Genomic DNA, 22,711 nt, shown 5'->3' with positions numbered 1-22,711 from the left:
AATTGATTGTAGTCTGCTTTATACTAAGAACGGAATTAAGGAGGTCTTGCGGAATGGGAACGTTGGACCATATTTTGGATAAAGCTTTGCGAGGCGAACGAATCGGGCTGGAAGAAGGAATGGAGCTGCTGGCATCGGATCAAATCGAGAAGATGGGCCACGCAGCTAATCAGATTATGCTGAGGCATCATCCTGAACCGGTAACGACGTTTGTCGTGGGACGAAATGTGAACTATACGAATGTTTGCGACGTCTATTGCCGGTTTTGTGCCTTTTATCGCGCACCGGGCTCAAAGGAAGGATATGTGCTTCCTGATGAGACGATTTTGAACAAAATTCAAGAAACGGTAAACGTCGGAGGTACGGAAATATTAATGCAGGGCGGCACGAATCCGGATTTGCCGTTTACTTACTACTTGGATCTGCTCCGCAAAATTAAGCAGCAATTTCCGGGCATTACCATGCATTCCTTCTCGCCTGCAGAGATTCAGAAAATGAAGGTTGTTTCGGACGGTCTCTCTTTGGATGAGGTTATCAGACAGCTTCATGAGGCTGGCCTTGATTCGCTTCCTGGCGGCGGTGCTGAGATTTTGGACGACCGCACACGCCGTAAGATCAGTCGTATGAAGGGCTCGTGGACGGATTGGATGGATGTTATGAAATCCGCACACCGACATGGCATGAACACGACTGCAACGATGGTGTATGGACTCGGAGAAACGATGGAAGAACGGGCTCTTCACATGCTGCGGATTCGTGATGCACAGGATGAGTGCGTCTCAAATAAATATCCTTCCAAAGGTTTTCTTGCTTTTATTTCGTGGCCGTTCCAACCGGATAATACGAACCTGAAGCTGGAGAAGGCGAAGCCTGAGGAATATTTGCGCATTGTTGCAGCCAGCCGCATCATGCTCGATAATATTCCGAATTTCCAATCATCGTGGGTAACAATGGGACCTGAAATGGGTAAGCTTTCGCTATCCTATGGTTGTAACGACTTCGGCAGCACGATGATCGAAGAGAATGTCGTTTCGGCGGCGGGTACAACTCACAAGGTAAACATTGAACTTATTCTAAAGCTTATCCGCGAATGCGGCAAAATTCCTGCACAGCGGGATACGAAATATAATATTTTGAAGATGTACAATGAAAGCGATAAGGCTGATCTTGATTTTGTGATGCAGAACTAATCAATAATAACGAACTAAGCTTGCCGATGATTCATTTCCAGGAGGGGATGAATCATCGGCAAGCTTTTTTTATATCACATTAATGCACAAGTACTGCAACCACGGCTACAATAGGACACTTCCCTTACATTCCAATCTCTTCATCGTATATCCCCTGATACGGGACCATATACTGATAAGGAAGGAAAGGGGTGAGCTTATGGAGTTATTTACAGTATCGTTGCCTACAAGCCTCGGGCAATCTGTGAACAAATTATCGAAATTGTTGACGGAACAAGCTGTCGTCGATTTACATATCGGCTCAAATGCTGAATCAGCAGCTGCTGTTGAATTTCAAGTTGTATCTGAGCAGGACATACGGTGTCAGGCTGTACTGCCTCATTTCCAGCTGCAATTGCACGGACCCGCCGTTTATAAGGCTACTTCAAAAGCGATAGCTGAATTTGTGATAAGTGAATTGGAGCCGGATATGCTCTCGTCGATTATTCGGAGGAAATATCGGAATCATTCATCGGCAGAGTCGGCTGCAATCGAGAAATATTGCCATGATTTACTGCACGGAAAAGAATGGGATGGACTCGGCACAAGGTTTCTGGATGCTGACCGGCTTCGGCGGAAAGGTAAGGTTGCAGCCGAGATTGAACAATATTTGCAGGAGCATACACAGCTCAACGTAACCGGATTTACAACGTTCAGACTTGAACCGTATCGGAGAGAATTAACTGAGGTTGTTGAATACGCATTAGATGAATATGTGCTGGATAAGCAGTACCAGGAGTTTATTTCCCTGCTGAAATATTTCGTCTTCCTGCAGGATACCAAGGTACCGATGATCCATTTGCTCCATAAGGGCGGGCATGATTTCATACTCTATGACGAAAGCTTTCAACTGCTTGACTCAAAGCCGCCGTCCGATCGAATTGTAGCGGAAATGCTTGAAACGGAAATGAATATCGAGGATATGGTCATCAGCTCACTGATTTCGGTCTCGCCCAAGCATATAACGATTCACACGAGGCAGCCGGAGATGCAGGTGATTCGAACAATTGAAACGATTTTCGATCAAAGAGTAACGGTATGTGTACAATGTGTATCCTGCAGCAGCAGCCTGGATGAGCTTATTCAGCCGTAAGGAATATAGTCATCTATAGCCATAGCCTTGACCAAAGCGCAAAGTCGAGCTATAATGACACACATATACGATGTAATCGGCAATGACAAAGACATGTATCTGCTTTTGATGTCCGGCTCAGAGAGAGGAAACCTGGCTGAAATTTCCTTCCATGATGTCTGCAGATGTACCCCTTTGAAGCTGTACGGTTGAACCTGTGGCAATCATGTTACCAGATAGCTGCGGCAGTAAGCTGTACCGGATTTCTCCGTTACCAGATAATACGAGGACTGCGGGCGCGCAAGCATAATGCGCTTAAGCAGTCGAAGTAGGGTGGAACCACGAGCACACAAGCACTCGTCCCTTTTTGCGGGATGCGTGCTTTTTTTGTGCTCTTTTTGCCGCGCTTGTAACGATGGATAATAGCAATAAACAGGAGGATGAACGAAGATGGCCATTCATGTAACTTTGCCAGACGGCGCAGTAAGGGAATACGCTGAAGGCACAACAATTGAAGAAGTTGCCGGCTCCATAAGCTCAGGGCTTCGGAAAAACGCAATTGCGGGTAAAATAGACGGGAAAGTGGTCGATGTATATACACCGATCGACGCTGACGCAGCGATTGAAATTGTTACGGTGGAGTCGGCCGACGGACTTGAAGTATATCGTCACAGCACAGCTCACTTGCTTGCGCAAGCGATTAAGCGCCTGTACGGTAATTCGAATGTAAAGCTCGGAATCGGTCCTGTTATTGAGGACGGCTTCTATTATGATATCGATATGGACCAATCGTTGACTCCGGAGGATCTTCTGAAAATAGAGAAGGAAATGGAGAAAATCGTACAGCAAAATCTCGATATTCGCCGTCGTGTCGTAAGCAGAGATGAAGCGCTTGCGATTTTCACTGAGCTTGATGATAACCTCAAGCTTGAGCTGATTCGGGATCTTCCTGCCGATTCGGTAATTACATTGTACGATCAGGGCGAATTTTTTGACCTGTGCCGCGGACCGCACTTGCCCTCGACAGGCCGTATTAAAGCATTTAAGCTGCTTAGCGTTGCAGGCGCTTACTGGCGCGGCGATTCGAAAAATAAAATGCTGCAGCGCATTTACGGCACAGCCTTTCCTAAGAAAGCGCAGCTTGATGAGCATCTGCATTTCTTAGAAGAAGCCAAGAAACGGGATCATCGTAAGCTGGGACGCGAGCTCAAAATGTTCACTTTCTCCCGTGAGGTTGGTCAAGGTCTTCCATTATGGCTTCCAAACGGCTCGAAGCTTCGCAGAACAATGGAACGCTACATCGTCGATTTAGAGGAAAAACTGGGTTACGAGCATGTCTACACGCCGGTACTCGCTAACGTGGAGCTGTACAAAACCTCCGGTCACTGGGAGCACTACAGCGAAGACATGTTCCCGAAAATGATTATGGACAACGAGGAGCTGGTGCTCCGTCCAATGAACTGCCCGCACCACATGATGGTGTTCAAGAGCGATATGCGCAGCTACCGCGACCTTCCGGTTCGGATCGCTGAGCTCGGTACGATGCACCGTTATGAAATGTCAGGCGCGCTTACAGGCTTGCACCGCGTTCGCGCAATGACTCTAAACGATGCACACATCTTCTGCCGTCCGGACCAAATCAAGGAGGAGTTCGCCCGCGTCGTGAACTTGATCCGCATGGTGTATGAGGATTTTGGCATTAAAGACTATCGTTTCCGTTTGTCATACCGTGATCCCAAGGACACAGAAAAGTACTTCCAAAACGATGAAATGTGGGAAATGTCACAGCGCATGCTGCGCGAGGTTGTAGAAGAGCTGGAGCTTCCGTTCTTCGAGGCCGAAGGCGAGGCGGCATTTTATGGACCGAAGCTCGATGTACAAATTAAAACCGCGCTTGGCAAAGAAGAAACGTTGTCGACAGCACAGCTTGACTTCCTGCTGCCGGAGCGTTTCGAGCTTGAATATGTCGGCGAAGACGGCAAAAAGCATCGTCCGGTCGTTATTCACCGCGGTATTATAAGCACAATGGAAAGAATGACTGCGTTCTTGCTTGAGAACTTCGCTGGCGCGCTTCCGCTTTGGTTATCCCCTGTTCAGGCGAAGGTTATTCCGGTATCGACTGCCTACGAGGCCTATGCGCGTAAGGTTGCTGAACAGCTGCAATTAGGCGGCATTCGAGTGGAGAGCGATTTGCGTAACGAGAAGCTTGGTTATAAAATTCGTGAAGCACAGCTTGAGAAGGCTCCATACATGCTAGTCGTGGGTGAGAATGAAATGCAAGCCGAGGCGGTATCCGTCCGTAAACGCGGCGAAGGCGATATAGGAGCGATGCCTGTTGCGGAGTTAATTTCTCTGCTGCAGAAGCAAATTTCTGACAAAGAACAATAAATGAAACGCATAAAGCTTGGTCCATCGGGGCATTATTTCTTCTGAGGAGGAAGTAACCCAGATGGTCACAAGCTTTTTTTATATCAAAAAAGGTATTCCCTCATTGCTGCTTCTGTCTGTAATCGTCATCGGTTTAAATACAACAATATGCTCAGCGCCAGCCCAAGCGGCATCACCGCAGCTACAAGCCTCAGGCAGCGTGTCGGTGAGGAAGCACGCGTATGCGGGCAGTGATAACGCAATGGCCCACGTGGTTGTCGATAAGAAGGGTAAACCGAAAACGATAGAGGTTGTCGCTACAGGCTATACAGCGGGCGTGGAATCAACGGGCAAACGTCCCGGACATCCGCAATACGGCATAACGTATTCGGGTGTAAAGGTAAGAAGAGATCAAGTATCGACGATAGCCGCCGATACGAAGCTGTTTCCGATTGGAACCTTACTGTATATTCCCGGTTACGGCTACGGCGTAGTGGCTGATACAGGCTCTGCGATAAAGGGAAAACGCATCGATTTGTATTTTGAAACGATCAAGGAAGTATATGAGCAGTGGGGTAAACGCACGGTTTATGTAGAGGTTCTCCGGAAAGGGACAGGCAAGCTGTCACAAGCTTGGCTGAACAAAATTAACTTGGCCATTGAAGCTGGAAAGCCCATTCCGCAAACGTATTTAGAATCATAACTCCCGTATAATACATGGCCTAAATGCCATAATAACAATGAATACGGGGAGGTGAATACAATGGCTAAAAACAAAAATAACAAAGCCCAAAATAATCAATACAATGCCGAATTCGCTCAAGAATTCAACCAAAATAACGCTGCTGGTAAACAAGCGGCAAATAATGCTGGGCAAAAAGCTGAAAAGTAATAGCAGTATATCTGCAATAACGAATAACAAAGAGGAACCTAAGCGGTTCCTCTTTTCTATTGAAGATTTTACTATTTGTTAAAAAACAGTTTTCAAACCACCATTGTTTATTGTATGATTATTTGTGTAAGTAATAATAACATGATAAGACAGGTGAATTCTCATGACAGATCCAATCACTCATACAGGCTTTGTAGCTGCTGCCCATAATCGTAAAGCGGGTGAGGTATTCCCGTTTATTGACGCCTATGTAGCTAAGAAGGAGCAGGAAATTGCCGAAATTGAACAGATGGTTGAGCGTTATGAGAAACGCCGACTGATGGAAGACCGCGCATATCAATCGATGTCTACATTAAGAAGGATGCTGACTGGCAAGAAGCCAGATCATCACTTGGCCGTTGAATATATTCATTTTGTTAGAAAACCGATGGAGAAGGTTCGCGCGCTTCGACTTGAAATTGAGAAGGTACGAAAGATCCAGAATGGATCAGCAGCTTCGGATATCGTATCCGTTTCTCATGAGCTTGCAAGCGAAATGAACGAGATTGATCTCGTGACTAGGCCTTATAAATAAAGAAACCGTCAAAGCCATAATAGCTTTGACGGTTATTTTTTTAACATCCTTACTTATCTCGAGTTTCTCAGCCGGTCGTAATCAAGGAAATCATGCTCCTGGCTGTATGCCGGAACACCGTGAATTCCTACATCAAGGCCGATAAGCTCTTCATCCTTGGATACGCGGACAGGCATGATTTTACGAATAAGCCACAGTACACCCCACGTTAATACAAAGCCCCATACGGAAACGGTAACTAAACCAAGTGCTTGAGCACCTAGCAAGCTCCAGCCACCGCCATAAAATAACCCATAATAGCCTTTACCGATGCCTTCCGTTAACTCTGGCATTGCGAACAAACCGACGGCAAGCGTACCTAAGCTTCCACTAATACCATGGACGGCAAAGGCGCCGACCGGATCATCGATTTGTCTGCGCTCCAGCCATTCGGTTACAAGCACCATAGCGATGCCGGACACGGCGCCAATGCCGATTGCCGCACCGTCAGAAACGAACGCGCAGCCTGCCGTAATGCCGACAAGACCGGCGAGCGATCCGTTGATAACCATTGGAGGATCAGCCTTCTTGTAGCGGAACATGGTGAACAATATACAAGTAGCGCCGCCGGCAGCGGCGGATAACATCGTCGTAATTGCAATATGGCCGATCGTTCCATTCGTAGCGCTTAATGTACTGCCTGCATTGAAGCCGAACCAGCCAAACCACAGAATGAAAGCTCCAACGGATGCAAGAGGCAGGTTCGATGGCGGTACGATGTTTACCTTGCCGTCCGCGCTGAACTTGCCGATCCTCGGTCCGATAAACATAGCCGCAGCCAGCGCAGAAAAACCGCCTAAGGCGTGAATGACGGCAGATCCCGCAAAATCGATCATTCCCAGCTTGCCAAGAAAACCGTTAAGCGACCAAACCCAATGTCCAGCAAGCGGGTAGATGAAACCTGTCATTGCAATCGTGAGCAAAATATAGGCTTTAAAATTGATACGTTCCGCTACTGCTCCGGAAACGATTGAGATGACAGCGATGACGAATGCGCATTGGAATAACCAATAGGTCTCGTGAGTAATATTTAATGCAATATGAGACAGGTCGCCTTTTATAAGAAAGCCGGTTGTGCCTATAATTCCGCCTGCATCCTGGCCGTACATAAGTGCAAATCCGAAAAAATAAAACACCAGTGCGCCGAAAGCGATATCGACGAACACCTTCATTATGATGCTGACAGCGTTCTTTTGCCGGACGAAGCCTGCTTCCAGCAAAGCGAAGCCGCCCTCCATTAGCAAGATCATTGCTGCTGTCAAAACGACCCAGATCGTGTCTAGTCCTTTTGACAGTTCTATAACGTCCATTGTTTCCACTCCTGTTCTTCATGATAGTACGTAATATTTCTCTACACTCCTAATCCGTTCATCATTATAAATAGAAGAAGTCAACAATGTCAACGTTCGGCGTAATGTTTCATGACATGTCAGGTTTAAAGTCAAGGAAATCAATAATAGCTCAGTCTAGAGACGGATAGCGATTTCAATCGGCCGTCCCTTTTTCAAACGGATGCTGTCCGTTATACTAGAGATCAAACGACGATGGAATCGTAAGGAGCTGGGGCAGTTTGAACGGAAATTTCGCAAACCGGTTGTTCACCGGATTAGTCATCATTGCAATTGGCGTTTTATTTTTATTGCGGCAAACGGGTCAAGTGACTTTTGATATTGGTGATTTGTTTTCCATGTATTGGCCAGTTATTCTTATCATTGTTGGAATAAAAGGCATGCTGACAAGCCGATCGCACGGTTCGGGCTCTGGCTGGTGGGGAGCGGTCGTGCTGCTGGTCGGATGTATATTTTTGGGCAGGAATTTGGATTGGTTTACTTGGTCCATCGGCGATATCATTCCTTATATTTGGCCGGTCGTCATCATATTAGTCGGCTTTAAGTTAATTTGGAAGCCGCGCTCGAGGCGTCATCAGCCTCCTGCCGATGAATGGAAACCGTACCGGCCATATCAGGACCAGTCGCAGGTTCCGCCTGCACCGCCATTGCATCCTGATCCGACACAAGCTCCGCCCGAGCATTCTGAGGGACTATTTAAGAAGGATAGCCGCGAGCCTAATAGTGAAAATGAAAATAAAGCTCATGATGGCCAAATCCCTCCGTATAAGAAGTCCTTTCACGAGTGGAAGCATCATCATAAGGAGCATGTGGAATGGTGGAATCACAGTGATTCGAGTGTTCAGACACGCTCCGGATTTATAGGCGATATTCATATCGGTCATGATTACTGGGATCTGAAGCCGCTTAACGTATCCCATTTTATCGGAGACACCGTCCTCGATTTGACGAAGGCTCAAATCGCGCCCGGAGAAACGAAAATTTGCATCTCTTCGTTTATCGGGGATGTGAAGGTATATGTACCCAATGATTTTGAGGTAGGGGTGCAGGTTGTTTCGAGCGCTTTTCTGGGTGATGTGAAAATATTAGACCGCAAAGAAGGCGGCATGTTTAATAACATTAATATTCAATCGCCGTTTTATTCGGAGACCGAAAAAAAAATTAAGCTGGTTGTCAGCACATTTATCGGCGATGTCCGTGTCACGAAGGTAGGGTGATCCGTGATGATGGTTCGCTTTTTAAGGAGCGGCAAGTGGGAATTAATCGGAATGTTCGTCATTGCTTCCGTGGTGTCGCTGCTGCTCGCAGCCGTAGCGTGGATTAGTTTGATGGATGAAACAGGACAGACGGAAGTGCGCCTGGGGGCGGCCTCCGTCTTCCTGCTTGTGAGCGCCGGCTTTGGTTATTGGGCGGCACAGCGGATCGGACGGAGAATTGATACGCTGCACTTATCGCTGAAGCAAGCTGCTAATGGGAACTTTGGCGTGCGCATAACAGAAGAAGGACACAACTCGTTTATTGAAGTCTACCGGGAGTTTAATGAGCTCGCTGAGCAGATGGAAGAAAAAATGAAGTGGCTGCAAATGAGAGGCGAGGAGTATGTTATGACGGAATCGGCATCTAATGAAGCTGCCGTATTGGAGGAGCGCAAGCGGCTGGCGCGGGATTTGCACGATACGGTCAGCCAGCAGCTTTTTGCGATTCATATGTGTGCTTCCTCGCTGCCAAAGCTGCAGCAGGTTGACCGGGAACGCGCCGATTCGGTGCTTGAACAGCTTGTGAATATGTCTAATTTGGCGCAGAAGCAGATGCGGAACTTCATAGCTCAGCTGAGGCCGATGGAGCTTGAAGGGCGGACGCTTTACGAGGCGCTGGACAAATGGTTTCCTGATTATTGCCGCCAAAACAATTTGCAAGGCGAGCTGGAGTGGCGTTTGAAAGAACAATTATCTGAGGCGAAGGAGCTTCAGCTTTTTCTCATCGTTCAGGAGGCGCTTGCGAATGTCGTTAAGCACGCTGGAGCTAAAGCCTGCTCGCTAACCATTTCTGATAATGAAAGGCAGGTTGTTATGATTTTGCAGGATGACGGGGCAGGCTTCAAAGCGGATGAAGTCAAGCGCGGCTCCTATGGGCTTTCGACGATGCAGGAGCGGGCACAGAAGCTTGGCGGCGCGGCGGAAATATGGAGTAAGCCCGGAAGCGGTACAAAAGTGAAGGTTACGATACCAAAAATGTTGCGGGGAGAGCAGGAATGATGAGCGGACCTGATTCAATAAAAGTAATGATTGTCGATGACCACGATATGGTAAGGACGGGCTTACGCACTTACTTGATGCTGGAGCCTAAGTTTCAGGTCATTGCAGAGGCGGGCAACGGGCAAGCAGCGCTGGATTTTCTGGATGCGAGTTCTTCAGAGAAGCGGCCTGACATTATTTTAATGGATTTAATGATGCCTGGGATGAACGGAATTGAAGCGACGAAAGCTATTATGGAAAAATATCCGGACATGAAAATAGTGATGCTGACCAGCTTTCTTGAAGATGACAAGGTTTACGGAGCGATTGAAGCAGGGGCCGTAAGCTATGTGCTCAAAACCGTTTCTGCGGAGGAGCTGATCTATGCCATCAGCGGCGCTTTCAAAGGAATGCCGGTCATGACAGCAGATGTGTCGCAGGCGTTAACGAGAGGCTTGCGGCAACGCACCGCTCAAGCGGGTGACGAGGGGTTGACCGAGCGGGAGAAGGAAGTGCTCTTTCTTATTGCGGACGGCCAATCCAACAAAGAAATTGCGGAGGAGCTGCATATTAGCGTGAAAACAGTCAAAACCCATGTAAGCAACCTGCTTATGAAATGCGAGCTTGAGGACCGCACGCAGCTGGCGGTGCTTGCTCATCGCAAAGGCTGGGCTAATCGCACATAAGCGGAGATATTGGCGGGTATACTACCTTTTAACAAATAGCAGACAGCGAGCGTAAAGGAGTAACCGTCATGATCCCTATTTCATCCGTGCTGAAGTCACGGGAGCAGCATTTTACAGAAACGAAAGAGCTTCTTGAATCCAGGCAGTTTACACTTGGAGGCAATTGGGATTACGAGAGCGGTTCATTCGACCGAGCCCTGGATGAAGCGCACAAGGTGTGGCTGCGTATACCATTTGAGGTTGTTAACGGCAATATTGATAGTGAAACGACAGAAACCGAGGCAAAAATAAAGCTGGGTTCGCCTTATGTACTTAAGCATGAATATAATGAAGGAAACGATCCTGAAGCATCAATACGTTTAGCGGGAGCAGTCTTCGATCAATTTCAGTCACCGGTTAATCCGGACGGCAAAGTTGAGCGCGAGTGGATTGATAGCGCCAAGCATATCATGCATGAGGTGGAGCAGCTTTTTCCAAGCTGACTTATCAAGGTTCAGAACGAGAAAAAAACGCTTCCCAATTCATATTTGGGGCGTTTTTTTATTTTTGTTTAAATTCCCTTTAAGTTTGTTTTAAGGTAGAATGTGCATGATAGAACTAAATCAACTAAAACGTATTCGAAGGGAGCGCTTCGGATGCCTTATGGAATAAGATTCAAGGAGGAGAACGTACATGGACGATAAAAACAAAAATAAGGGGTACGACGATTTTTTCCGTACGAATGAGGGCCAAGATGAAGCAGAGAAGAATGAGAGCGGTACAAGTTCGCAGGATCATACAGCATCTGAGTCACAAGAGCAATCTGCTAAGCCATCTTATTACTACTCCTACGGACCATTTAAAGCAAATGCTCAGCAAGACAGTAAGGAGTATAATCAACCTTCAGATTCTGAAAAGCCGAAGCTGATCCAAGATCAGCCTTATGGAAACACTGCTTCAGTTCCTTCAGCCGTACCCTACCACGGGGAAGTGGTTGAGCAAGCTGAGCCGCAAACACAACAACAATCGCAAATAAGGTCATTTAACCCGTCACAGCAGTCTGCGAAAGGGTCGTGGAAAGTGCGGGAGCCGCGCAGAACTTCATTCAGGGCCGTGTTCATGTCCTTCCTTGCCGGCGTTGTCGTAGTCGGATCACTTATGTATACGGCGGATGTACGTAATTGGTTTACGTCGGAACAAGCTCTGACCTCGCAAACGGAAGCGGGCAGCACAAGCGGCAAGTCGGCATCTACTTCCGGCACGAGCGGCAGCACGTCGGCGTCCACGGTTGCGGCAAGACCGGATAACATCGCTCAATTGTTCGAAACAGCCAGCCCGGCGGTCGTCAAAATTGAAACGTTTGTAAATACGGCCAATCGCGGCAATAGCGGCGGCAGCTTACTGGATGATCCGTTTTTCCGTCAATTTTTCGGAGATGATTATCCGGGTACGACACAGCCTGACCAAGGCGGTCAGAACGAACAAGGCCAAATGCAGCAATCAGGTATCGGAACCGGATTCTTCTTTGAGTCTACAGGCTACATTTTAACGAATCAGCATGTGGTCGGCGAATCTGATCAAATCAAAGTCATCGTTCAAGGCTATGATGAGCCGTTCACGGCAGAGCTGCTTGGTTCCAGCTACGAACTAGACTTGGCTGTACTTAAAGTAAAAGGCGATAAGGCGTTCCCAACGCTTCCGCTTGGCAACTCTGATAATATCAACATCGGCGATTGGGTTGTAGCAATAGGTAACCCGTACGGCTTTGACCATACGGTCACTGTCGGGGTACTAAGCGCGAAGGAACGCCCAATCGGTATTCAAGATACCCAAGGCGAGCGCAAATACGAGCATTTGCTGCAAACGGACGCTTCTATTAATCCGGGTAACTCCGGCGGTCCGCTCCTAAATGTTAACGGTGAGGTTGTCGGTATAAATACAGCAGTAAGCTCGCAAGCGCAAGGTATCGGCTTTGCGATCCCAACGAGCACCATTCAGGAAGTATTAGATAACCTGAAAAACAATAAGGATATTCCTAAACCGGCTGTGCCGTTCATTGGAGCTGAGCTGAGAGATGTAACCGAAGATATAGCTAAACAACTCGGCATGGATAAGGTTGAAGGCTCCATAGTTCAAAATGTATACTATAATTCACCAGCTTATTTGGGTGGATTGCAGCAGTTTGATGTTATCACAGGTATTGATGGCAAGAAGTATAGCAATACTCAAGCTTTAATTGATGCCATTCAAGCAAGAAAAGTCGGCGATAAGGCAGAGCTGAACATTGTGCGCAAAGGAAACGCAATGAATCTGCAGGTTGAGATTGGCGATAAAAATACGTTCAGCGCTGAATAAATGAAAATGTGAACGATCGAAATGAAAGCGCAGAGTGACAGCATGCTCTGCGTTTTTTGTTGCAAATAAAGGGGGAAAAGCAAGTTGAGACAGCATATTGTTGTTGTAGACGATGATGACAAAATTATATCCTTACTTCGGAGAAGCTTAGCGTTTGAAGGGTATGAGGTGACAACAGCTTCAAATGGGATGGAAGGGTTAAAGGTGCTTCTCACGACCGAACCCGACTTGCTCATTTTGGACGTCATGATGCCGCAGGTAGACGGATGGGAAGTCTGCCGACGGGTACGGGAGGGCGGCAGCACAGTGCCTATTATGATGCTAACGGCCAAAGACGATGTCATTGACCGCGTGAAGGGACTCGATCTTGGGGCGGACGATTATTTGGTCAAGCCGTTCGCTCTGGAGGAGCTTTTGGCCCGGGCCCGCGCTTTGCTTCGCCGCAAAGCCGATAAAATCGAAGCATCGAGCAGCAGCCAGCTGCTGTACGAGGATTTAATTCTGGACATGGATGCCAGGGAGGCTATACGCTCCGGACGCCGCATCGAGCTCACTTCGAAGGAATATGATTTGCTTCTGTTGTTTATGCAAAATCCGCGCCGTGTCTTAACCCGTGATGCGATTATGGAAAAAATTTGGGGCTACGACTTCAGCGGGGAATCTAACGTGCTTGAAGTGTATATTGCCATGCTGCGCCAGAAGGTAGAAGAAGGCGGCAAGAATCGACTTATCCAAACAGTGCGCGGTACCGGCTATGTGCTTCGTGGAGAGGCAGGTTAACCCTTATGTCCATCCGGCTTCGGCTTACGCTTTGGTATTCGGGGTTGCTTGCGGCAACACTTCTTGCGTTTGGTGTGACCATTTATTTATTTATCAATTGGAATACTTTTGCTGATTTAAAAGAACAACTTAGAGACCAAGACCGAAATATTGTGGTTACGGGATTAACGAATTTTTTTGATCAGCTAGATTTAGATTTGGATCGACAATCGAGAATTGAAGAGAAGGATATGTATATTCAAATTGTCAATTATAAAGAAGGAGCCATCAAGCAATCTTATAATTTAGGACAATTGGAATTAGTCATCCCTTACCCTGAAGCATCTACCAATCCTGAGAAGGGCATTGTGAAGGTACAGGTTGAGATTAACAAAAAGAAATATAACATGCTCGTTCATCAACGCCCCGTATTTTTGCGTGACGGAACATTGGTTGGGCTTCTTCAGGTTGGATCGATCCCATATAATGAGGAAAAATTCCTTACCGGTGTACGCACGACCTTGATTTTTGCCTCCTTGGTCGTTGTCCTTATAGCCTTTACAGTTGGTTTATTCATCGCACGTCAGGCGCTGCGTCCGATTGAGCGCGTTATTCAAGCAACTGAACTAATAGAAAAAGGCTCTGATTTGAGTGTTCGTATTCCTGCCTTTGGACCGAAGGATGAAATCGGCAGACTCGTGAGCACGCTGAACGTAATGCTTTCGCGCTTGGAAACGGCCTACAATGAGCTTGATGAAGCCTATAAGGCGCAGCGCAGATTCGTGTCTGATGCTTCACATGAGCTCCGAACGCCTCTGACTACGATACGCGGCAATATCGATTTACTGGAGCGGATGTGGACGAAGGTAAAAGAAACGAATTTGAACAACGACAGCGGAGAGTGGCTTCCGCTCGACTCCGATCGATGGGATCTGTCGAAGGAAGCGATGAGCGATATTTCCGCAGAGGCAAAGCGGATGAGCACGCTCGTTAACGATTTATTGGCACTCGCAAGAGCCGATGCCGGCTACACGATGGAGAAAACGCCGCTTGATCTTCTTCCGCTGACGGAAGAGGTTGTCCGCAGAGCGCAGCTGCTTCCCCGCGATGCTGAGTGGAGGGTGGGCGACTTATCTCCTTTGGACGGTATCCGCGTTTATGGGAATCCTAATTATTTACAGCAATTGCTGTTCATTTTCATCGAAAATGCTTTTAAATATACACCGCAAGGTTATATCGAGCTTAGCGCTATACGGAAAGAGCAGCAAATCGGCTTTGTCATTCAGGATACTGGCATAGGAATGAATCCGGAGGAGATTCCGCATATTTTTGAGCGCTTTTACCGGGCGGATGAATCGAGAGGCGTGACAGTCGGAACGGGGCTCGGCTTATCGATTGCAAAATGGATAATTGATGAGCATCAAGGCTCTGTAGAAGTAACGACTCGTGAAGGAAACGGCACGAAGTTTACGATCTGGCTCCCGGTAACCTTTTCGGACACGGATCATTCGACTATAATAGAAGCAGCGGATGGAATGGCCGAGTAAAGGTTATATCGTAATCCGGTTAGAAAGCAGGTGCAATAGATGGAAATTGTTAGAATATCACCTCGTGGTTACTGCTATGGTGTCGTCGATGCGATGGTGCTGGCTTTGCAAACAGCCAAAAATTTGGAGCTGCCGCGGCCGATATATATTTTAGGCATGATTGTTCACAATGCTCATGTAACAGAAGCGTTCGAGCAGGAGGGCGTCATTACGCTGGACGGCGCGAACAGACTTGAAATATTAGACCAAATCGAGCAGGGCACCGTCATTTTCACGGCGCACGGCGTATCGCCTGAGGTTCGCCAAAGGGCGCGTGAAAAGGGATTGTCTGTCGTTGATGCCACATGCCCGGACGTTACGAAGACACATGACTTGATCCGTGCGAAAGCTGCGGAAGACTATCATATTATTTATATCGGCAAAAAAGGTCACCCCGAGCCGGAAGGCGCGATTGGCGTTGCTCCTGACCGCGTTCATTTGATCGAAAGGGAAGAGGAGATTGCATCGCTGCATGTTCCTGAAGGCCGGATTATTATAACGAATCAAACGACGATGTCCCAATGGGATATCCGTCATATTATAAATCGGCTGGTTGAGAAGTTTCCAACTGCGGAGGTTCATAACGAAATCTGTCTGGCGACTCAGGTTCGCCAAGAGGCGGTAGCCGGGCAAGCGGGCGAAGCACAACTTTGTATTGTCGTTGGCGACCCGAGAAGTAATAATTCCAATCGGTTGGCGCAGGTTTCCGAGGAGATCGCCGGTGTCAAAGCCTACCGCGTTTCCGACGTGTCTGAGATTGAGCAGGAATGGCTAAAAGGTATTGAACGTGTTGCGGTTACTTCCGGTGCATCGACCCCTACGCCTTTAACGAAAGAGGTTATCGCTTACTTGGAGCAATACGATCATAATAATCCGGACACGTGGGAAATTCGCCGTACTGTCAACATGAATAGGCTTCTTCCCAATATCCGGACGAAATCAACGGGTTCCGAGGCAGCGACGGCAACAGCAGAAAAGTCAGAGTAGATTAAATTGGGATTCAGCTAATGAATATCCATACATCGACTTGCTCGCAGCTTTCTGTTTCCGTATTGAGGGGGCTTTCCCAAAAGGTTATAGACCTTCACGGACAGCCCTTGTTAGCGATCTTCCAGATAAATCAATCGCTGAAGGGATAAGCGGACTACATTGGATTCGATACAGGATAGGAGTAGAAATAGGTTGGCGCGTTGCGCTAAGTTGGATTTCGTACAGTAAAATCAGCTAATTTCGGACCTTTTGAGGAAAATGGGCATTCCATATGCGTTTTACATTGGAGAATATCCATTATAAAGCAAACGCAAAAGCCGAAAAGCCGAAAAGCCGAAAGTTACTGTGTTTATCCATTATAGCTGTGTCCGAATCCATTCGGCAGATCCGGGTAAATTTTTTCGTAATGGGTTGACGAAAGGCGCATTCTCTTGTATATTTACTTTAGTGATTAAAAGCGTAGAAGCCACAAAGCATAAAAGCTATAAAGCGTATAAGCGTTGAAGCGCGAATGGAAGAAGCATAAAGAATCAAGTACTTATAATATTATATTGGGAGTGATCCATATGATCGTTATTACTAATGCAAACATTGCGGAAGAGCGTATTACAGAAATCGTGGCCCACATTGAAAGAGCGGGCGTGCAGGCGCATGTATCCAGAGGAACGGACCGTACCGTAATCGGCATCATCGGCAAGGCGGAGCCAACGCTGGCTGAGCACCTGCGTCAAATGAAGGGCGTCGAAAATGTTATAAAAATTTCAAAATCATACAAACTGGCAAGTCGTGATTTCCATCCGGACGACACGGTTATCGACATTAAGGGCGTTAAAATCGGAGGCAGCAATCTCGTCATTATGGGCGGACCTTGTGCCGTTGAGACTCCTGAGCAAATCGATGAGATCGCGCGTCTGGTCAAAGCCGCAGGCGGGCAAGTATTGCGCGGCGGGGCATTCAAGCCCCGTACGGGGCCATACAGCTTCCAAGGCGTAGGGGTCGAAGGTCTTGTTATGATGGCGGAAGCGGGCAAGAAGCACGGGCTGCTAACGATAACTGAAGTCATGACACCCGAGTATGTAGATGTTTGTGCTGAATACGCGGATATACTTCAGGTTGGAACACGCAACATGCAAAATTTTGATCTGCTTCGCAAGCTGGGTACTATTCAAACGCCTGTCCTGCTGAAACGCGGCTTCAGCTCAACATATGACGAGTTTTTGAATGCTGCGGAGTATATTTTAGCCGGAGGCAATCCTAACGTTATGCTGTGTGAGCGAGGAATCCGAACGTTCGAGACTTACACGCGCAATACACTTGATTTGTCTGCAATTCCGGTGCTTCAATCTCTTAGCCATCTACCAGTTATATCGGATCCGAGCCATGGTACAGGACGCCGCGAATTGGTAGAGCCGATGTCTAAAGCGTCGGTTGCAGCCGGAGCAAACGGACTTATCTTAGAAATGCACACCGATCCTGATAATTCAATGACAGGCGACGGCGTTCAATCGCTGTTCCCGGATCAATTCGCAAACTTATTGAAGCAGCTGGAGCAGCTGGCTCCAATCGTGGGCAAACAATTCGATACTCCGAAACAGCCTGCTGAAGCTTTTAAGGAATGGAAAATTTAATCAGGTTAATACGCCGTGCCGCCTTGATTTATCAAGTGCTGCACGGTTTTTTATTGACTGAATAGGAGGAATTGTGAACAACTGTTCAAACTTGTAAGTATACCTTACATACCCGCAAAAAATACCTGACATAGCTATTGACGGAGGTTAAACGGTAGTTTTATAATAACGTCATGGTTTGGAGCAATTATTGAACAATACATGTTCAACACTACGCTAATGTTCGGAAATGGAGGAAATTATTAATGTCAGTTCAAAATGTTTTGGACAATATTAAAGAAAACAGCATTCAGTTTGTAGATTTCCGCTTCGTGGACCTTATGGGTCATGCGCACCACATCACTCTGCCTGCAACTGAGGTTGACGCTGATACTTTTGTAAATGGGGTAGCGTTCGACGGTTCTTCCATTCACGGCTTCCGTGGTATTGAGAACTCCGATATGGTTATGATCCCAGACACAGAGTCCGTATTTATCGATCCTTTCACTGATCACCCTACACTGAACGTTATGTGTAATATCCATACACCTGAAGGCGAACGCTATGATCGCGATCCGCGCAGCATCGCACAGAAGGCTGAAGAATATCTTCAAACAACTGGCATCGGAACAGCAGCGTTTTTCGCGCCTGAGCCTGAGTTTTTCATTTTCGACGAAGTTCGCTATGAGAGCACAATGAATAGTTCTTCTTACGTAGTTGATTCCGAGGAAGCAGCTTGGAACACGAACCGTAAAGAAGAGGGCGGAAGCCTTGGATCCAAAGTCCCAGTTAAAGGCGGCTATGTTCCAGTAGCTCCAGTTGACTCCCAACAAGATATCCGCAGTGAAATGGTTCGCCTCTTGCAAGAATCGGGCCTTCGCGTAGAACGTCACCACCATGAAGTTGCAACAGCTGGTCAAGCGGAAATTAACTTCCGTTTCGACACGTTGACTAAAACAGCTGACAACCTGATGAAATTCAAATATATCATTCATAACACTGCTCGCCAATATGGCAAAACGGCTACTTTCATGCCGAAGCCATTGTTCGGTGACAACGGTAGCGGTATGCACGTTCACACTTCTATCTTCAACGGTGATTCCCCGTTGTTCTATGATAAAGGTGCTTATGCAAACCTAAGCGAGCTAGCTATGCACTACATCGGAGGCGTGCTTTACCACGCACCAGCTTTGATCGCTATCACTAACCCAAGCACGAACTCGTTCAAACGTCTAGTGCCTGGTTATGAAGCGCCAGTTAACCTTGTATTCTCGAAAGGTAACCGTTCTGCAGCGATTCGTATTCCGATTGCAGCTGTAACGCCAAAAGGCTGCCGTATCGAGTTCCGTACACCGGACAACACTGCTAACCCTTACCTTGCATTTGCAGCTATGCTGCTTGCTGGCTTGGACGGCATCAAGCGTAAGCTTGATCCAGTTGCTCTTGGCTACGGTCCTTTCGACAAAAACATCTACGAGTTGCCGGAAGAAGAGAAAAAAGAAATCCGCAGCGTTCCTGGAACACTTGACGAAGCGCTTAATGCTCTTGAAGCAGATTCCGATTTCTTGACTGAAAGCGGCGTATTCACAAAAGAATTCATCGAGAACTTCGTAGCGATCAAACGTCAAGAAGCTAAAGCAGTATCTATCCGTGTTCATCCGCACGAATTCAGCCTTTACTACGATTGCTAATCCGATCGTTACCATTTGCACAAAACGGGTCCCAATGGGGCCCGTTTTCTTTTTTATTTTTAGATTATGTATAAAATCCGAATGTTTATTGTCAGTAATTCGACATACGTTCGACTTTTTGTTGATCGAAAACGTTAAATATACTTGATGCTGCCCTTCAAAATTGCTATCATAGCCATATCATGTATTATGAAACAGAGGTGGGTACCCAATATGACACGAGCATTTAATTTTAATGCAGGACCAGCCGCTATACCGCTTGAGGTGCTGAAGCAAGCGCAGGAGCAATTTGTTGATTATAAGGGCGCAGGCATGTCCATTATGGAAATGTCCCATAGAAGCGCGTTGTACGAGCAGGTGAACAACGAGGCACAATCGCTGCTTCGTGAATTGTTCGGTATTCCTGATAACTACCATGTCTTATTGCTGCAGGGCGGAGCGAGTACGCAATTCGCAATGCTGCCGCTTAACCTGATTCGTCCAGGCGGTGCAGGAGCTTATGTGATGACGGGAGCATGGGCTGATAAAGCGCTTAAGGAAGCGAAGCTTGTAGGAGATACGGTTATCGCCGCATCTACAGAAGCCGACAAATTTATGCGTATGCCGGATATGTCGGAAATTGTAGTCCCGGACAATGCATCTTACTTGCATCTTACTTCGAATGAAACGATTGGCGGAACACAATTCACTGAATTTCCGAATACCGGAAATGTTCCTTTGATAGCGGATATGTCCAGTGACATATTGAGCCGTCCAATTGATGTAAGCAACTTTGGAGTGATTTATGCCGGCGCGCAAAAAAATCTCGGCCCATCCGGCGTTACAGTTGTCATTATCCGTGATGATCTTGCGAAAGACAGCCCAAAAACGATTCCATCGATGTTCCGTTACGATACGCATGTAAAGACTAACTCGCTATACAATACACCGCCATCCTTCTCGGTCTATATGGTCAGCCTAGTGCTGCAATGGATCAAAGCCAAAGGCGGCGTAGCTCAAATGGAGCAATACAACCGCGATAAAACGAAGTTAATCTATGATGCCATCGACCAAAGCGGCGGCTTTTACCTTGGTTGTGCACAGCCGCAAAGCCGCTCGCTCATGAACATTACATTCCGGATTCACAGCGAGGAATTAGAGAAGCAGTTCATTAAAGAGTCGGAGCAGGAAGGCTTTATCGGCTTGAAGGGGCATCGTGACGTTGGCGGTCTTCGCGCGTCGACATACAATGCCGTGCCGCTGGAAAGCTGCCAAGCGCTTGCGCAATTTATGGCTGATTTCCAGAAACGGAACGGTTAATAGCCGTTTAAGCTTTAACGTTAGTAAATGATAGGGTAAAATTAAAAAAACCGCCCTTACCTTCGGCGTAGAAGGCAAGGGCGGTATTTCGTTTGTTAAGCGTATGAGCTCTCAGCTAAAGCTGGTCCATGCAGCTTATAGCCGACATTACGGACGGTCATGATATATTCAGGGGTACGGGCATTCTTTTCAATCTTATCCCGCAAATGGCTGATGTGCACGTCGACGATTCGCGTGTCGCCGAGGAAATGATAATCCCAGACACCGTGGAGCAGCTGCTGCCTGCTGAGTACTTTTCCTTTGTGGCGGCATAGGAATAGCAGCAGTTCGAATTCTTTTGGCGTAAGCTCAACCGGTTTGCCGTCAATGTAAACTTCGCGCTGCTCGACACGCACATTCAAGCGGCCGATATCAAAGGCGGTTTCATCGACTGCACCGGGTAAGGATTGGACACGGCGAAAAATCGCTTGAATCCGTGATACGAGCTCTTGCGGACTAAATGGTTTTGTCATATAGTCATCTGCGCCGTTGTCCAGTCCGGCTATTTTATCTGTAACGTCCTGAAGCGCGGTTAGCATAACGATCGGTACTGCATTGCTTTGCTTACGAAGCTCGCGGCAAACTTGAATTCCGTCCATTTTGGGCAGCATGAGATCTAGAACAATTAAGTCGGGACGAAAAGGTTTTAACATTTCAAATACAGCTTCACCATCTCCTACGCATCGTACATCAAAGCCAGCCAGCTTTAAATTAAATTCAATCAACATGGAAATGGAAGGCTCGTCATCCACGACCAAAATCTTTTTACGCATTGTTCCACACTCCTTCATGTTTTCCGCCGTTTATAAACCTAATTATGAAGGATGACATTAAGCACTGGATTAACGTTACGTAAAATGGGTGTAAAAATATGCGATTATTTCGTGTATAATAGGCAAAATGAGAGGTGAGATAGACAGCTATGCCATTTCATATCGTATTGGTAGAGCCGGAAATACCGGCAAACACGGGCAATATCGCACGCACTTGCGCTGCTACGGGGACACATCTGCATCTGGTAAGGCCGCTTGGCTTTGACACGGATGACCGTACATTGAAGCGCGCGGGACTCGACTACTGGCATTCCGTTCATGTAGAGTATCATGATTCCTTCGATGAAGTTCTTTCACTTTATCCACAAGGCCGCTTCTTCTATGCAAGCACTAGAGCTACGAAGGTGTATTCGCAGTTCGATTACAAAGACGGTGATTTCTTCGTATTCGGTAAAGAGACGAAGGGACTGCCGCAGTCTTTGATCGATGCGAATTTGGAGACATGCATAAGAATGCCGATGACGGATAAGGTTCGCTCGCTTAATTTATCCAATTCAGCAGCTATTATTGTGTATGAAGCGCTTAAGCAAAATCATTTTCCAGGACTTGAATAGTACGGTTGCATGGATGACAAAACCTGGAATACCTACGCTTCAAGACCACGGTAATTTGCAGGATATTAAGCAATTATGAATGTATGAAGGAAATGCCGGGGCACCAGCGAAACACTATAACTGCAGAGGTTTCTCAAAAACGACTTGCGAATTTAGACACAGAAGAGGTGAAAATGATGAAACCAGCAGGTGTTGTAAGGAAAGTGGACCAGCTCGGCCGTATTGTACTTCCAAAATCATTGCGTAAACGTTATCTTATGAACGAGGGCGATCCCGTTGAAATTTTCGTCCAAGGTGACCATATCATTCTGGAGCGTTACCGTCCTAAATGCGTATTTTGCGGTTCGATGGTTGATGTCCGTGATTTCAAGGATCGTTATGTATGTGGAGTATGTATGGAAGGAATGGCGGAGCTGCAGCGCTAATCAGCTTTCCGGTCTGCTATTTTAACGAAAAGAAGCTTCCCGTGATGAGCCGAGAGCTCTGCGGGAAGCTTCATTTGTTTGAATATAAGCTTATGCTGCGGCTTATAGTCCTTTTGTTTTGTCTTCATTGTACGAACTGGTCAGCATCGCCG

General features: G+C 47.1%; 21 protein-coding genes. 19 read left to right on the top strand and 2 right to left on the bottom strand.

Annotated features, from left to right (window positions below; all coding sequences use genetic code 11):
- Window positions 1-53 precede the first annotated feature (53 nt).
- The 6 genes from mqnC to DFP97_RS25505 all read left to right on the top strand — a co-directional run bounded on the left by mqnC (window position 54) and on the right by DFP97_RS25505 (window position 6,134).
- On the top strand, window positions 54-1,190 hold the full coding sequence (mqnC, locus tag DFP97_RS25525) for a cyclic dehypoxanthinyl futalosine synthase (protein ID WP_114383500.1): 1,137 nt from the start codon (window positions 54-56) through the stop codon (window positions 1,188-1,190).
- Between the two features lie 199 nt (window positions 1,191-1,389).
- The gene (locus tag DFP97_RS25520) at window positions 1,390-2,322 is read left to right on the top strand and encodes a putative sporulation protein YtxC (RefSeq protein ID WP_114383499.1); all 933 of its coding nucleotides are present in this window, start codon (window positions 1,390-1,392) and stop codon (window positions 2,320-2,322) included.
- A gap of 429 nt (window positions 2,323-2,751) precedes the next feature.
- Window positions 2,752-4,689, top strand: a complete 1,938-nt coding sequence (gene thrS / locus DFP97_RS25515; RefSeq protein WP_114383498.1) for a threonine--tRNA ligase — start codon at window positions 2,752-2,754, stop codon at window positions 4,687-4,689.
- A 61-nt stretch (window positions 4,690-4,750) separates the two neighbouring features.
- The gene (locus tag DFP97_RS31995; protein ID WP_281271015.1) at window positions 4,751-5,371 is read left to right on the top strand and encodes a 3D domain-containing protein; all 621 of its coding nucleotides are present in this window, start codon (window positions 4,751-4,753) and stop codon (window positions 5,369-5,371) included.
- Between the two features lie 60 nt (window positions 5,372-5,431).
- Window positions 5,432-5,560, top strand: coding sequence for a hypothetical protein (locus tag DFP97_RS31990; RefSeq protein ID WP_281271014.1), 129 nt, complete (start codon window positions 5,432-5,434; stop codon window positions 5,558-5,560).
- 163 nt (window positions 5,561-5,723) lie between these two features.
- Window positions 5,724-6,134 (top strand): hypothetical protein, encoded by a 411-nt coding sequence (locus tag DFP97_RS25505; RefSeq protein WP_114383497.1) that lies wholly within the window; start codon window positions 5,724-5,726, stop codon window positions 6,132-6,134.
- 53 nt (window positions 6,135-6,187) lie between these two features.
- Here DFP97_RS25505 and DFP97_RS25500 read toward each other — a convergent pair whose 3' ends face one another.
- Window positions 6,188-7,483 (bottom strand): ammonium transporter, encoded by a 1,296-nt coding sequence (locus DFP97_RS25500; protein WP_114383496.1) that lies wholly within the window; start codon window positions 7,481-7,483, stop codon window positions 6,188-6,190.
- Window positions 7,484-7,743: 260 nt separating this feature from the next.
- Here DFP97_RS25500 and liaF point away from each other — a divergent pair, with 260 nt between their 5' ends.
- The 11 genes from liaF to serC all read left to right on the top strand — a co-directional run bounded on the left by liaF (window position 7,744) and on the right by serC (window position 20,708).
- The gene (gene liaF / locus DFP97_RS25495) at window positions 7,744-8,739 is read left to right on the top strand and encodes a cell wall-active antibiotics response protein LiaF (protein ID WP_114383495.1); all 996 of its coding nucleotides are present in this window, start codon (window positions 7,744-7,746) and stop codon (window positions 8,737-8,739) included.
- 6 nt (window positions 8,740-8,745) lie between these two features.
- Window positions 8,746-9,777, top strand: coding sequence for a sensor histidine kinase (locus DFP97_RS25490; RefSeq protein ID WP_114383494.1), 1,032 nt, complete (start codon window positions 8,746-8,748; stop codon window positions 9,775-9,777).
- Window positions 9,777-10,442, top strand: coding sequence for a response regulator (locus tag DFP97_RS25485; RefSeq protein WP_114383493.1), 666 nt, complete (start codon window positions 9,777-9,779; stop codon window positions 10,440-10,442). The genes DFP97_RS25490 and DFP97_RS25485 overlap by 1 nt, the downstream gene beginning before the upstream one ends.
- A gap of 68 nt (window positions 10,443-10,510) precedes the next feature.
- Window positions 10,511-10,924 carry a YugN family protein gene (locus DFP97_RS25480; protein ID WP_114383492.1) on the top strand — a complete coding sequence of 138 codons (414 nt, stop codon included), beginning with the start codon at window positions 10,511-10,513 and terminating at the stop codon, window positions 10,922-10,924.
- Between the two features lie 190 nt (window positions 10,925-11,114).
- On the top strand, window positions 11,115-12,776 hold the full coding sequence (locus DFP97_RS25475) for a S1C family serine protease (protein ID WP_114383491.1): 1,662 nt from the start codon (window positions 11,115-11,117) through the stop codon (window positions 12,774-12,776).
- An 84-nt stretch (window positions 12,777-12,860) separates the two neighbouring features.
- The gene (locus tag DFP97_RS25470; RefSeq protein ID WP_114383490.1) at window positions 12,861-13,556 is read left to right on the top strand and encodes a response regulator transcription factor; all 696 of its coding nucleotides are present in this window, start codon (window positions 12,861-12,863) and stop codon (window positions 13,554-13,556) included.
- A gap of 5 nt (window positions 13,557-13,561) precedes the next feature.
- A complete protein-coding gene (locus DFP97_RS25465) occupies window positions 13,562-15,082 on the top strand; it encodes a sensor histidine kinase (protein WP_114383489.1) in 1,521 nt (506 codons plus the stop codon).
- 39 nt (window positions 15,083-15,121) lie between these two features.
- Complete coding sequence (locus tag DFP97_RS25460) at window positions 15,122-16,108, top strand: 4-hydroxy-3-methylbut-2-enyl diphosphate reductase (protein ID WP_114383488.1); 987 nt, start codon at window positions 15,122-15,124, stop codon at window positions 16,106-16,108.
- A 569-nt stretch (window positions 16,109-16,677) separates the two neighbouring features.
- Window positions 16,678-17,739 carry a 3-deoxy-7-phosphoheptulonate synthase gene (aroF, locus tag DFP97_RS25455; RefSeq protein ID WP_114383487.1) on the top strand — a complete coding sequence of 354 codons (1,062 nt, stop codon included), beginning with the start codon at window positions 16,678-16,680 and terminating at the stop codon, window positions 17,737-17,739.
- A gap of 245 nt (window positions 17,740-17,984) precedes the next feature.
- Window positions 17,985-19,409, top strand: a complete 1,425-nt coding sequence (glnA, locus tag DFP97_RS25450) for a type I glutamate--ammonia ligase (protein WP_114383486.1) — start codon at window positions 17,985-17,987, stop codon at window positions 19,407-19,409.
- A 213-nt stretch (window positions 19,410-19,622) separates the two neighbouring features.
- On the top strand, window positions 19,623-20,708 hold the full coding sequence (serC, locus tag DFP97_RS25445; RefSeq protein WP_114383485.1) for a 3-phosphoserine/phosphohydroxythreonine transaminase: 1,086 nt from the start codon (window positions 19,623-19,625) through the stop codon (window positions 20,706-20,708).
- A 95-nt stretch (window positions 20,709-20,803) separates the two neighbouring features.
- Here serC and DFP97_RS25440 read toward each other — a convergent pair whose 3' ends face one another.
- Window positions 20,804-21,520 (bottom strand): response regulator transcription factor, encoded by a 717-nt coding sequence (locus DFP97_RS25440; RefSeq protein WP_114383484.1) that lies wholly within the window; start codon window positions 21,518-21,520, stop codon window positions 20,804-20,806.
- Between the two features lie 149 nt (window positions 21,521-21,669).
- Between DFP97_RS25440 and trmL the strand changes: the two genes are divergently transcribed.
- The gene (gene trmL / locus DFP97_RS25435) at window positions 21,670-22,134 is read left to right on the top strand and encodes a tRNA (uridine(34)/cytosine(34)/5-carboxymethylaminomethyluridine(34)-2'-O)-methyltransferase TrmL (protein WP_114383483.1); all 465 of its coding nucleotides are present in this window, start codon (window positions 21,670-21,672) and stop codon (window positions 22,132-22,134) included.
- A gap of 176 nt (window positions 22,135-22,310) precedes the next feature.
- On the top strand, window positions 22,311-22,559 hold the full coding sequence (locus tag DFP97_RS25430; RefSeq protein ID WP_114383482.1) for an AbrB/MazE/SpoVT family DNA-binding domain-containing protein: 249 nt from the start codon (window positions 22,311-22,313) through the stop codon (window positions 22,557-22,559).
- The last annotated feature ends 152 nt before the right edge of the window (window positions 22,560-22,711 follow it).

Origin of the sequence: Paenibacillus prosopidis (assembly GCF_003337375.1) — a bacterium.
In the GTDB taxonomy this organism is placed as follows: Bacteria; Bacillota; Bacilli; order Paenibacillales; family Paenibacillaceae; genus Pristimantibacillus; species Pristimantibacillus prosopidis.
The sequence above is the reverse complement of the archived record's forward strand: the minus strand, read 5'-3'. Positions and strand labels throughout refer to the sequence as shown.